Annotated in this window: 11 protein-coding genes; 6 read left to right on the top strand and 5 right to left on the bottom strand. The window is 41.1% G+C overall.

What is annotated here, in order from left to right:
• Window positions 1–6: 6 nt before the first annotated feature.
• Entirely contained in the window at window positions 7–1,212 is a 1,206-nt protein-coding gene (locus AC1DO4_RS15305; protein WP_477417273.1) for a GAF domain-containing sensor histidine kinase, read from the top strand.
• Window positions 1,213–1,309: 97 nt separating this feature from the next.
• On the opposite strand, the gene AC1DO4_RS15300 is transcribed toward AC1DO4_RS15305, so the two are convergent.
• From AC1DO4_RS15300 to AC1DO4_RS15280, 5 genes are all read right to left on the bottom strand, one after another.
• On the bottom strand, window positions 1,310–1,699 hold the full coding sequence (locus tag AC1DO4_RS15300) for an RNA recognition motif domain-containing protein (RefSeq protein ID WP_477401358.1): 390 nt from the start codon (window positions 1,697–1,699) through the stop codon (window positions 1,310–1,312).
• A gap of 947 nt (window positions 1,700–2,646) precedes the next feature.
• Entirely contained in the window at window positions 2,647–3,978 is a 1,332-nt protein-coding gene (locus AC1DO4_RS15295; RefSeq protein WP_477417271.1) for a serine hydrolase domain-containing protein, read from the bottom strand.
• 264 nt (window positions 3,979–4,242) lie between these two features.
• Window positions 4,243–4,695, bottom strand: a complete 453-nt coding sequence (locus AC1DO4_RS15290) for a GreA/GreB family elongation factor (protein WP_477417269.1) — start codon at window positions 4,693–4,695, stop codon at window positions 4,243–4,245.
• A gap of 427 nt (window positions 4,696–5,122) precedes the next feature.
• Window positions 5,123–5,920 (bottom strand): alpha/beta hydrolase, encoded by a 798-nt coding sequence (locus AC1DO4_RS15285; protein WP_477417267.1) that lies wholly within the window; start codon window positions 5,918–5,920, stop codon window positions 5,123–5,125.
• Window positions 5,921–5,924: 4 nt separating this feature from the next.
• Window positions 5,925–7,043 (bottom strand): alcohol dehydrogenase catalytic domain-containing protein, encoded by a 1,119-nt coding sequence (locus tag AC1DO4_RS15280; protein ID WP_477417265.1) that lies wholly within the window; start codon window positions 7,041–7,043, stop codon window positions 5,925–5,927.
• 286 nt (window positions 7,044–7,329) lie between these two features.
• Between AC1DO4_RS15280 and AC1DO4_RS15275 the strand changes: the two genes are divergently transcribed.
• The 5 genes from AC1DO4_RS15275 to AC1DO4_RS15255 all read left to right on the top strand — a co-directional run bounded on the left by AC1DO4_RS15275 (window position 7,330) and on the right by AC1DO4_RS15255 (window position 13,451).
• On the top strand, window positions 7,330–8,925 hold the full coding sequence (locus AC1DO4_RS15275) for an alpha-amylase family glycosyl hydrolase (RefSeq protein ID WP_477417263.1): 1,596 nt from the start codon (window positions 7,330–7,332) through the stop codon (window positions 8,923–8,925).
• A gap of 221 nt (window positions 8,926–9,146) precedes the next feature.
• Entirely contained in the window at window positions 9,147–9,992 is an 846-nt protein-coding gene (locus AC1DO4_RS15270; RefSeq protein WP_477417261.1) for a dienelactone hydrolase family protein, read from the top strand.
• Between the two features lie 79 nt (window positions 9,993–10,071).
• The gene (locus AC1DO4_RS15265; protein ID WP_477417259.1) at window positions 10,072–11,046 is read left to right on the top strand and encodes a hypothetical protein; all 975 of its coding nucleotides are present in this window, start codon (window positions 10,072–10,074) and stop codon (window positions 11,044–11,046) included.
• Window positions 11,030–12,160 carry a glycosyltransferase family 2 protein gene (locus AC1DO4_RS15260; RefSeq protein ID WP_477417257.1) on the top strand — a complete coding sequence of 377 codons (1,131 nt, stop codon included), beginning with the start codon at window positions 11,030–11,032 and terminating at the stop codon, window positions 12,158–12,160. The genes AC1DO4_RS15265 and AC1DO4_RS15260 overlap by 17 nt, the downstream gene beginning before the upstream one ends.
• A 91-nt stretch (window positions 12,161–12,251) precedes the next feature.
• On the top strand, window positions 12,252–13,451 hold the full coding sequence (locus AC1DO4_RS15255; protein ID WP_477417255.1) for an ABC transporter permease: 1,200 nt from the start codon (window positions 12,252–12,254) through the stop codon (window positions 13,449–13,451).
• Window positions 13,452–13,467: the final 16 nt, after the last annotated feature.

The raw sequence follows: 13,467 nt of genomic DNA, 5'->3' as shown, positions 1-13,467 counted from the left end.
TTTGATTTGGATTACTCCGCGCAACAGGATAATTTTAAAGACCTCACCAAACTGTCAGCCAAGGTTGCCGGTACAGAAATGTCGCTGGTAAACCTGATAGACTCTTATACCCAATGGACAATATCAACCCACAACATGGAACTTGAGCAAATGCCCCGCGAAGAATCGGTCTGCCAGTACCTGCTTATAGGAAATGAAAACATGGAGGTGGCAGACCTAAGTGCTGACGAACGCTTTAAAAACAGGCCATACGTTACCGGCGGGCCACACCTGCGTTATTATTATGGCATCCCCCTAAACGTAAACAACCACAATATCGGGGCACTTTGTGTAGTTGATCAGCACGCCGTAAAAACACTCAACCCAGAGAAAATAGAACTGTTGAAAATAATTGCCGGTGAAATTGTGAACAGGTTTAACTATATGAAAGTTATTAACAACCTAAAAAGCAATTTATCAGAAGCCCGGCAAACACAAAAGAAAGTAGCCCACGACATCCGCGGACCATCAAGCGGAATTATAGGACTGGCCAAATTAATACAGGAACAGGGTGAAGATAACCAGATAGAGGAGATCATGGAGTTTATGAACCTGATTCATAAAAGCGGAAGATCAATACTTGAACTTGCCGATGAGATATTGAGTGCCGATAAAAAGGATAAAAGTCTGCCCGAATTAAAAGGGCATGAATTTAACCTGCTGGTATTTAAAGATAAGCTGGAAAAACTTTATGTGCCCCAGGCCATGAACAAACATATCAGCTTTACGGTAAACACTTCGTCTGAATCGGAAACTATTCCTTTTTCGAAAAACAAATTACTTCAGATAACTGGCAACCTGATTTCTAACGCTATAAAGTTCACGCCTGATCATGGTACTGTAACCGTTGATTTGAACCTTGTAGAAGATGAAGACGCGAACGTACTGCAGATAAAAGTGAAAGATTCGGGAGTGGGTGTGAATACCAATGTAATTGCGACTATACTGCAGGGCAATGCCACATCAAGCAATGGCACAAGCGGCGAAAACGGCTATGGTTTTGGCCTGGCCATGGTGAAGCACCTGGTAGAAAGCCTCAACGGAACGTTTAATATTATATCAACGCAGGGCGATGGCGCCACTTTTGAGGTAAAGTTACCGCAGCCTTCCAAAACAGCAAAAATAGGGCAAGTAAACAGTATTTTGGATAAAATAACCACACAGCAGGTATAAAACCCACTAAATTATTTCCAAAAAAACGCGCAAGCCGATATATTATTTAAAGTAAAGCGCCAGGTAAAACTACCCGGCGTTTTACTTTAATTATAATTTACCAACGGCTACCGCCGCCGCCGCCTCTGTTATCTTTTGAGTAGCCACCGCCACCGCCGCCACGGTTACCGCCGCCGCCATAGCCGCCACCGCCGCCGCGATTGCCACCATAACCGCCACCACCGCCGCTTCTGCGATCACTTGGTTTTTTATCTTCAGCCTGGCTAACAGCAATTGACCTGCCTTTAACATCTGATCCATTTAAGGCAGTGATAGCTGTTTGTGCAGCTTCATCGTCAGCCATTTCAACAAATCCGAAACCTTTGCTTCTACCAGATTCCCTGTCAATAATAATTTTTACAGTGCTTACTTCACCGTACGCTTCAAAAAGTTCTTTTAAATCGGCTTCCTCTAATTGAAAAGGAAGGCTTCCTACAAATATGTTCATCAATCTTTAATTTATAAAAGGCAAGGTTATTTAATTGCCCAGTTTTGTTAACATCAAATATAGTAATAGATATTTGATGATTACTGCATGATTTGATGAATGGATGGTTTTATTTTCAAAAAAAGTTAATTTTTATTGATTTTAGGTTAAAAACGTGTTCGATTTGGCGATAAAATAAAGGATTTAAACAGGTTAACATTTAATTAAGGGTTTAATAATTAAATCCATTTACAAAACCGACGCCATTTATTCCATTAAAAACATGTAAATAAATAAGTTTTTATATTTCTGCAGTTAATAGCCCGACTACGGTTGCTAAAATAATATTCTATAAATTTTGCGGCAGGGCAGGTAGAAATAAGAGTGAGCGTGGCAACTTTTATGGGGATCTATTTATGTAAACCCTCACGTTATGTAAAGGGATGAGCTTTAAGGCATTTTTCAAAGCCCATTCCGCATATTTAGTTTTACATAACTTTTCAATATTTATGCTGCAATTCTTTTAGCCAACCAAGCAGTTCACCGTTTTTCTGTCACGACGATTTTCGCTCAGTAACAATGGTTGGATTCATTTTTTTCAGGGCTTCGTCTTTCATTTAAGTACTCACTTTGGCATAAATTTCAGTTACCGGTATAAGCGCAACGTAGGCGGTCCACAGGTTTCCGATTTATACACCAGAAACTCATTGAATAAAGCACCCAATTTACCGGAGAATACAAAATCAGGTTTCTTTTGTACGTTGGGCCACTTATACGAACGTTATGTAAAGTAATTATAAGCTGAGGAGCTCTGGTCGGGCTAAGGTCGAACCATGTAATAGAAGGATTACGGATTTTAGGACGAATCAACTTGGTTTTGCCGGATCTGATTCCCCTAATGCTTGAATGTCCATGATGTATAAACATAAAAGATCAGCTACCGATCTCGAAATTGCAATTTGACCCTATTAGTCAATTTTAGTAAATAGATAGGTAGTCCCCCCTTGGATTAAAGTGAAAGTTTTTTTAGCTGGTTCAAATTGCAAAGTAGCACCAGCAGAAGCATAAACAAATTTATTGTCACCTTTGGCTTCCATTGGAAATGCGCTCTGACCAGTAGCTTGCGCAAACAGCGTAGTGTTTTTTTTAGTTATAGTAACCTTTAGGGGTATTTGTGTGCTGGAGTATTTCCCGATATATTTATCGAGGTCAGTTGTGTTTAGTGTAATCGTTTTAAACTCCTGAATTGTAAACGGCTTGTTAAAATAAATACTCAATGCCCCCATGACCACATCATTATATGAATATCGTGTCCCATTGGAAGTGTAAGCTATCGCTAACTTCTCTTGTGGTAAATAAATAAGTAAACTGAAAAATCCATCGATGCCTCCGGAATGTCCATAACCTTTTTTATCATCAAACGGCATAGTAAACATGGCCATACCGTAATTGTCCCTCATCGTTTTCATCAACTCTAAGCTGGCTGGGCTAATGAGTTTGCCTTCAAAAAGCGCATTTATAAATTTAACCAGATCAGCGGGCGTAGAAACAATAGCACCAGCGCCGCCCGGAATACTCATATCTGTTTCGGGCATTTGTGTCCATTGCCCTTGGTAATTGTAGGAGTATGCTTCGTTTTTGGTCGAATTGGCTTTGGTACCGTAATAAGTTTGTGCCAGGCCTATTTTGGAAGTGATGCGTTTTTTTAATTCTTCAGCATAGGTTTTACCAGTCAATTTTTCAATAATATAGCCTAGCAGCACAAAGTTGGTGTTGCTATACTCTGCCTTCGTATCCGGTTCAAAATCGGATTTCTGTCCGGTAAAGATGGCGATCATTTCAGCTTCTGACTTAGGGTCGCCCATATAGGTGGCATAAAGCGAGTCGCTCGTAAAGTTGTGAAGCCCGCTACGGTGGTCAAGCATTTCTCTTATAGTGATCTTCCCGGCATTAGGGAGTTGTGGGAAATAACCGGCCAAAGGCGTTTCAAAGCTAAGCTTACCTTCATCGATCAGCTGAAAGATCATAGCTGCAGTAAACATCTTACTGATTGAGCCTATCCTATATTTTGTTTCAATGGTCGCTGGTGTTTTTAACCCTTTATTCATTTGACTATAACCGATGGCGTTTTGATAAACTAACACTCCATTCGCAGATATGGCGATACTGCCCATGCTTTGGTCTTTCGTATTCAGCGCGACAAAAAAGCTGTCTAACTTGGCTTTATTGAAAGTTTGTGCATGAGTGCAACTTTGTAAAATAAGAAACAGCAAGAAAAAGTAGGCTCTTTTTTGAATCATTGCGAAAGTATTTAGACGATTAAAGATAGAATTTAATTACGTGATAACTACCGGTGTTAGTCTGAATTTGAAGTGCCGAACTTTAATAAACAACGGTGTTATTCACGCCTTATATTGAAAAAAGCGTCAAGTCTTTAGACTTCTGACTTAAAAGGTTACGGCTATCTAACTCAAACCGAAGAAAAGATCATACATTTAGACGCTGGATTTACATAATGCCAGGCTTTACATAAAAACATTTTATACGCTTTAAGCTCATGATACTTAGCTTACCGATTCAATAGTATATAATTTACCATTCAATGTAAAGCTGTCGCCCTTTTTTTTGCCATTAAGTTTAAGGCCTACAGGTGAGCCGGGAGAAACAGCAAAATAAGTTTTACCTGCAAAGGGTAAACTACCGGCACTGATGGCCAGGTAAAAATTTCCATTATTAGTAGTTATCACACTACCCGGCCCGGCAATAGCAGATGTGCCGGTGGTGCTGATACGGTTTAAGGCAACCATAAGTTTATTAGCTTCATTTAACTGGGCCAGGTTGCGGTTGGTTTCCTGCTGCATCATGGCGCGCCCCGTTTCATATTTATCGCCGGCGCTGCTTTTGGTATCATCGTTTGATGCTTTTTGAGCTTCCTGGATAGCCAGCTCGGCAGCATCCATGCTCCTGCGCACATGAGCTACACATAAATCATATAATTCCTTTTTCAGATCGCTCATTGAGGGTTAACCAGTGCAGTTTTTTTTGCAGGCTGCAAATAAAGCAATAATTGATGAGGATATCAGCGCAGGTTCTCTTTATATACAGGCTTAAAAATAAAAGTCCCCTTGCACTCGCTGCTTGGGGACTTTAAACCTAAACCTTATCACTATTTGCAGGTTAGAACCTACAAAGTAGTTAAACGTTCAAAATAGCAACATTGGTATATGGCCCGATGTCTAATTGACAAAAAAATGATAATTCCAAATACAAACACATCGCAATACATTATATATCAGCATTTTATATTTTCATTAATTTTATTTCGCTTTTTATTTTGTTATTAAAACATCAATAATTGTTGTTAAAATATCAGCCATTTTTATCACCTGGCAGGTGCAAAAAGGTAAATTACATCAACTACATGGTCTCGGGCAACCTGGCCGGTTATAGGTGGCTTGCAAAAAACTTTAAGGCAGTTATAACATGCTTTGACCAGTACGACCATTCATGCCCGCCAGTGTATTCCTCATAAATATGCGGCATACCCTCCTGCTCCATTTTTTTATGCAAATCGCGGTTGTACCTTAGCAACAGGTCGTTTGTGCCGCAATCAAACCTCACAGGCGGTAATTGCTGCCTGTAATATTTAAAAGTTGCAAAAACATCTTCGTCAACCGCATTATCCTGCGCGTAATATTTTAAAGGCTCTTCAACAAAAAGCTTGATCTGGGGCAGGCTGGTAATTGACGACATACCGGATATTGCCCTAAACTGTTGCCCGTATTTGGCACCGATACGCAAAGCGCCAAAACCACCCATAGACAGGCCCGATATAAACAGGGGCGAATCTTCTTTTGCCCCATTAATATTCTCCCTTACAACAGCGGGCACATCCTCCGCTATCCATTTTTCGAAATTATATAAACTGTGCTGTAAAAAACCAGATCCGTCACCCCAAAGCCCATCAGATGGCATGGCCAATATCATAGGTGGCAGCTCACCCGCATTTATCAATTCATTCAATTTTAAATGCACTCCCGCATTATAGGCCCAGCTCCAGGCGCTGCTGTAAACGCCATGTAACAATATTACAATGGGTAAGGTAGCAGTTGGTTTTGTCCCCGGCGGAACGTATACGCAAATATCACCCCGGCCTTTAAGGTTCGGGGTTTTTACAGTGATAAAACGTAAATTATTATTTTCAAACTGCAGGTTTGATAATTTTGTTGTTTTAAAAGGCATATTTTTAGTCGAAAACAATAACTCCTTTGGCGTTTCTGCCGTTTAGCATGTCATCAAAAGCTTTATCAAGTTCATTTATTTTATAAGTGCGTGTAATCATTTCTTCCAGCATCAGATCCCCATTTTCGTAATGTTGTACAATCTGCATAAAATCAATCTGCGGGCGGCATTTGCCGTATAGCGGATTGATGTAAATTTTATCCCATTCAAAAAGGCGCATATCAATAGTAATATCCTGCTCAATTCCGCTCACCTGTACGGCAGTACCCGCATTGCGCACCATCGCCAGCGGCGCAGCACCTAACTCAGGGACAGCAGTGCATTCAAAAGCGTAATCAGCGCCGCGGTTATTGGTCATGCTTTTTACCTGTTGGGCCGCCAGTAACAGCCCTGTATCAGCTTTGTCGGCCAAAAGGGTATGGGTTGCTCCAAATTCGACAGCCATTTTTAAACGGTTTGGGTTAATATCTATGGCTATGATCATGCCGGCCCCGGCTATTTTAGCGCCCTGGATCACGCTAAGCCCAACACCACCGGTACCAAGCACCACCACCGATGCCCCTATTTTTACTTTAGCGGCATTCAGTACCGAGCCATAACCTGTCATTACTCCGCAGCTTATGATGCTTGCCGCCGGAAACGACATATTTATAGATACATTTTTTACTAATGCGGATGCTTTTACCAATGTGTATTGGGCAATGGTACCTATATTGAATGAACGTAAAACGGGTTGCGCATTTAAAGTTGTGCCCGATGGATCTGCATGGCCGGGCGTATAACCATTCCCTCCGGCTGCTACCGGCGAAGCTATCTCGCAAAGGTGCTGGTTGCCTTCTAAACATTGAAAGCAATGCCCGCAGTGCATGGCCCAGTTTAATATCACTTTATCACCTGGGGCCAAATCCCTTACTTCACTACCTGTTTTTACAACAATACCTGCACCCTCATGCCCTATTATAAGCTGCCTGCCCCAGTTCAGCGAGTCGTGATCGGTATGGCAAAGCCCGGCGGCCATTATTTTTACCAGCACCTCATCGGGCTGCGGATCATGAACTTCAATATCCTCAATAGTAAAACTTCCGTGGCCATTGGTAATGGCTGCTTTGCAGGTAATAGCCATGTATGGGTTTATTGTTTTAGCAGGCGCTTTTTCGGCCTAATTAAACTATTAATTTACATTAAATCAAGCCTGTAAATTGTACAAACAATTAAAGTATTATTAACGTACAAAAATAGGACTACAACTTAAGTCAAAACACAGCAAAACTGGCCAATATATGGCGTATATAATCCGTATGTTGGTAATAAATGCAGTTTTTAGGGATAAGATAAGCCATTTAATATACTATTTACTCATTGTATTTTAGTGATCATTTCAGTTGTTTTAGGGTCCAATTATAACATCTATGAAAATAAAAAAAACCGTTGTGCTTGCCTGCCTGCTTTGCGTTACACTATCTGCAAGCGCTACACTGCCCCATCCTAAACAAAAGGGGAATAAAAATGGCAACGACGACGAGATTATATACCATGTTTTTCAACGGAGTTTTTTTGATAGTAATGGCGATAGTCATGGCGACCTGAACGGTATTCGCCAGAAACTGGATTACCTGCAGGAACTGGGTGTAACTTCCATTTTGTGCACCCCACTTTATGAGTCGATTTATTACCACAATTATTTTGCTATTGATTTTCAAAAGATCGATCCTAAATACGGCACGCTGCAGGATTACCTGGCGCTGATTAAAGAACTGCATAAAAGGGGCATGAAATTTTATATGGATATGGAAACCCAATACGTTACCGAGGATTCCAAATGGTGGAAGGATGCATTCGGCAACCCAAAATCCGAGTATACTGATTATATTATCTGGGACGACAAGGAGAATAAAAAGCCATCAACCATAGTATATAATTTAACCGAATTAAAAGGCTACGACGGTGTAACCCATAAAATTACCACGGCCAATTTAAACAGCGAAAAATCAAAGGAGTACAATTTTAAACTATTCAGCTACTGGCTGGACCCTAATAAGGACGGCAAGTTTGACGATGGTGTGGACGGTTTCCGGCTTGACCATATGATGGATAACCTGGATAATAAAGGTACACTCCCCCATTTGTTTGATACTTTCTGGAACCCTTTATTGAGCAAACTAAGAGCCATTAACCCCCAAATAAAAATAGTTGCCGAGCAAGCCAACTGGTTCGGCTTAGGTTTGGAATATTTGGAAAAGGGCGGCGTTGACCGCGTATTTGGCTTAAGGCTGGCGTTTGCCATCCGGTCGTTCAGGAAAGATCTGTTGTTAGCCAATGCCGATTCAACCCTGGCTATGAACCCGGCCGGTAAGCAACAGGTAGTGTTTATTGAAAACCATGATGTACCCCGCTTTAGTACCGCTGTTAAAGGCGATATGGGTAAATTAAAAGCAGGCTGCGCACTTAACTTGCTGATGGGCGGCATACCATCTATTTACTACGGCCAGGAATTGGGCATGACCGGCACCTCCGCCAACTTTGGCGGAACCGATGCCAATGAAATTCCGGACAGACAAGCCTTTGAATGGTACGCATCAGCTAAAGGTAAAGGAATGGCCTACTGGTACAAACAAACAGGTCCATATAAGGACCAGTTTAATGATGATAAACCCAACGACGGAATATCCCTTGAGGAAGAAAGAAAAAAACCCAATTCGCTTTTTAATTATTATAAAAAGATGATCAGCCTACGCAAATCCAATGCGGCTATAGTTAAAGGGACTTACAAAACCCTCCCCAATAATAACGACCAGGTGTTTTCATTTATCAGGCAGGATGGGAATAAAGCGGTTATTGTGGTTGTTAATCTATCGGATAAAAATCAGGCGGCAAGTGTTGAGGCGAGTGGATTACCTGGGAAAAAGACAGGTAGTTTTATTGGGAGGAGCACGGCTAATCTAATTGATGGTAAAATTGCTGTTGACTTAGGCGCGTATGAGGTTGCTGCCTGGACGGTTGAATAATTAACGCCGCTTACAACGCTGCACGTTCTACGCTTTTTATCCGGGCAGAAAATGATGTTGGATAAATTATATTAAACCGTAATTTTAATGGATCAAACTGAATGTTATGTAAAAACATTGAGGTAAACCTACTAATACCGTTTAAGTTTCAGGCAATGCAAATCAATCGATAAACGTATTGCTATGTAGCCCCTAACGGCTTACCAGAAAAATATCCAACTATGAAAAAGCTAACTCTTATTGTTTTATTAACCGGCTTTTGCACCTATGCATTTGCACAGCGCAAAGTAGTTTGCTGCAGTAACCCATCGGCAACACAACGGTTTGCTTCGCTGGCGTCTGATTCAAAATTCAGGGCGGCGCATTTAAAACCATTACCTGTCCGTTTCCAAAGCAGCATAGGCACGAATATTACCTATAAAACACCCGATGGCAAGGAATCGACGGCGTATATGTTAAAAGCTAAAGCACCAAGCAATAACTACATACTGGTGATTCACGAATGGTGGGGATTGAATGATTATGTAAAGCGCGAATCTGAAAAGATCTATAACGATCTTGGAAATGTGAACATTATTGACCTTGACCTTTATGATGGCAAAGTTGCCACAACCCAGCAGGATGCGGGCAAATACTTGCAGGCGGTAAACGAAAACAGGGCCAAAGCCATTATTAACGGGGCATTAACTTATGCCGGTACAGGTGCACATATTGCCACCATTGGCTGGTGTTTTGGCGGTGGCTGGAGCCTGCAAACCAGCTTACTGGCTGGTAAAAAACTGGCCGGCTGCGTAATGTATTATGGCATGCCCGAGCAGAATATAGCGCGCTTAAAAACTTTAAATGCCGACGTACTGGGCAACTTTGCAAATAAAGATCAATGGATAAACCCCAAAGTAGTTACTAAATTTAGCGCAGATATGAAGGCGGCCGGCAAAAAGCTATACCTGCACCAATATGATGCCGACCACGGTTTTGCCAACCCCAGCAACCCCGCTTATAACAGCGATGCCACCCGGGATGCGTATACCAATACCATTGCGTTTTTAAAAGCCCGATTAAAATAAACAAAAGTATTTATGTTGTGTTGTATGGGGCGAGGTAATCCTCACCCCATTTTTCGTAACATTGTAAAAATTTATCTTTTTGACTAGTTCTACAAAAAAAATAGTTTCCTATTTACTTAAGGCCAGTATAGTAATTGCAGCTGCATTGTTTATTTACAGGCAGTTCTCCAAAAAAAGTGATGACTTAAAAGCATTTGAACTTTTAGCATCGCATTTAAGCATCACCAGGGTAATAATAACCATGGGCATAATTGTTATGCTAATGTTTGTTAACTGGTTTTTGGAGGCTTTAAAATGGCGTTATGTTACCAAAACACTTATAGATATAACGCTGTGGGAAGCAATAGAAGCTGTTTTTTGCGGCCTTACCTGGGCAGTAACAACACCAAACAGGATTGGCGAATATGGTGGCCGGGTAATGTTTTTACCAAACCGAAAACGAATCCCGGGCATTTTTGCTATGAGCGTGGGCTCATTTAGCCAGGGTACCGTTACCAATGTTTTAGGCGCAGTATCCATTATATGGTTTATATTTACTTATATACATGCTAATTCGTGGCTGCCTGCAAGTATCATGGCTTTGGGTGCAATTTTAGCAACCATTCAGTTAATCATTTATTTCCATATAAAGTGGGTGGTTGACTTGTTTGATCATATCCCGCTGGTTAAAAAATATCATCGCTTTTTTGCAATCATGGGTCAGTATAAAACCCATCAGCTCATTAAAATTATAAGTTTCAGTGCTGCCCGGTATGCTACCTTCTCGTTGCAGTATTATTTGGTATTCCAGATGCTGATACCGCAGATCCCTGTTTTCTCTATGTTTATGATGTTGATGCTGTTTTTTTTTATATCATCAATGGTGCCCTCTCTTGATCTTTTTGACATTGGTGTGCGTGGTTTTACAGCATCGCACCTGTTTGTTTATATAACCGATCAAAAATTCGCCATAATAGCCGGTGTATCTTCTATATGGCTAATAAATTTATTTATTCCTGCTATTTTAGGCTCTTTATTTGTATTTAAACTCAAATTCTTTGATCGCAACGCTTAGTATAATTTCGTTATTTTTAACAGGACTGTACCTGTTACTTGTTATTTATTTAATTAAAGGTTGGTTTAATATTAAGGTAGTTCCGTTTACAATTGCCAATTTTAACACAAAGGTTACCATACTCATTGCAGCACGCAACGAGGCCGAAAGGATCCATTTAACCATTGAGGATATTTTGGCACAGGAATATCCAAAACACTTGTTAGAGGTTATTATTGTTGATGACCACTCTACTGATGATACCGCAGCTATCATCAGCAGCTATGCAGCCCATGGAATAACCTTGCTTAAACTAAACGAGGATAAGCCCCTTAACTCCTATAAAAAGAAGGCAATAACCGAGGCCATACAACTATCAACGGGCGATTTAATGGTAGCTACCGATGCCGATTGCCGCATGGGCAGCAAATGGCTGTCATCCATAGTTGCTTATTATGAGAGTCAGAACCTGGTAATGGTTTCGTCACCGGTAACTTTTTTTGAAGAAAAATCGGTATTTGAACTGATGCAAACCCTTGAGTTTTCTTTTCTTATTGGCATTGGGGCCGCATTTATTGGCAATAACAAGGCATCAACCTGTAATGGCGCTAATTTGGCCTACCGTAAGGACATATTTAATGAAGTAGGGGGCTTTATGGGGATTGACGACGTAGCATCGGGCGATGATGAATTACTGCTACAAAAGATAGCGGCGCGCTACCCTGGCCGAATTGGCTTTTTGAAACAAACAGATGCTGTTGTATATACCCATGCAAAGCCCACCTTAAAGGAGTTTTTACAGCAGCGAAAGCGATGGGCATCAAAATTTACAAAGTATAAGGATAAAAAAATAGTAGCCATTGGTTTGTGCTTCTGGCTTTTTAATGTATCAATATTACTAAACGCCTGCCTGGGTTTTTATGATATTTATTACTTTAAACTTTTTCTGGTGCAGTTTTTATTAAAATATCTGTTTGAGGCTATTTACCTGCTGCCGGTTACTTCTTTTTTTAAACGCGGATACCTGGTTAGCCTGCTTATTATAACAATACCCGCACATGTAATTTACCTGATTATGATGGGCTTAATAGGCAGCAACAAAAAGTACCAGTGGAAAGGCAGGGAGGTAAAATAACGCCCGTTTTTAATATCAATGTAATTTGTATAAAGCTAATTGCTTATTGCACCTATTTAAACGATATTTAGCCAAAAAGAACTATTAACTATTGGCCCAGCTTACTCCCTCAAAACAAACGTGGATTGCCTTTAAGCGTAATAAAATCGCTATGGGCGGGCTCGCTTTTATAGCGGTTACGCTTCTTGTAGCCTTATTGGGATACCTGGTGCTGCCCGATAAAACCCCGCATGCAAATAATATGACCATTCAGCTGAGCATTAAAAAGCCGGGAGCAAAGTTTATGATGCTGCGGATCCGCAAAAGCGAACAGGTTGATACGGCGGGCTTCTTCGGCAGGATGCTTTTTGGACAGTCGTCATTTTATAGGGAGCTGCCTGTTACCGGATACTATTTTAAACAGGATTCTATTTACGTAAACGAATATATTGGCGACGAGGATAAGCCAGATAAAAAGGCGTATAATATTTTTGAAGTAGTGAATGGGATTAAACCCCGCTATCGTTACGGCATGGTATTATTAAACCCTGCCATCTCCCTAAAAAAAACCGCCGAGATATATAAGCACTTTAGTGATAAAATAAAAAACGAACAAATAACCACCAGGACCTATTGGCTTGGCACCGATATTTATGGCCGCGATATGCTGAGCAGGTTACTGCTTGGCACCCGTATTTCGCTGGCAGTTGGCTTAATGTCGGTTATTATTAGTATGCTGTTGGGGGTAACCATTGGGGCCATAGCAGGCTACTTTGGCGGCTGGGTGGATGCCGCGCTTAGCTGGCTGATGAATATATTATGGTCGTTACCGGCCTTGCTGCTGGTTATTGCCATATCGTTTGCCCTTGGTAAAGGGTTATGGCAAATATTTATAGCGGTTGGTATGTCAATGTGGGTTGAGGTAGCACGACTGGTACGCGGACAGGTAATGAGCCTTAAGCAGGTTGAATATATTGAAGCCGCCCGTGCATTGGGCTTTAGCAATACCCGTATTATCACCAAACATATTTTACCTAATATAACCGGCCCTATGCTGGTATTGGCTTCATCAAACTTTGCATCGGCTATATTACTCGAAGCCGGGCTAAGTTTCCTKGGCTTTGGCGCACAGCCACCTATGCCCACCTGGGGAGGTATGATTAAAGAGCATTATGGTTATATAGTGATGAACTCGGCTTACCTGGCTATTATTCCGGGCCTTGCTATTATGCTTTTAGTATATGCCTTTAACCTGGTTACCGTTGGGCTACGCGATGCCTTCGATATAAAATCACAAAGTACACGCATTTGAAAATATTTTTTCTATT

The sequence above is a fragment of the Mucilaginibacter sp. P5_A6 genome, assembly GCF_056400585.1.
This window is presented reverse-complemented; position numbering and strand designations above follow the sequence as displayed.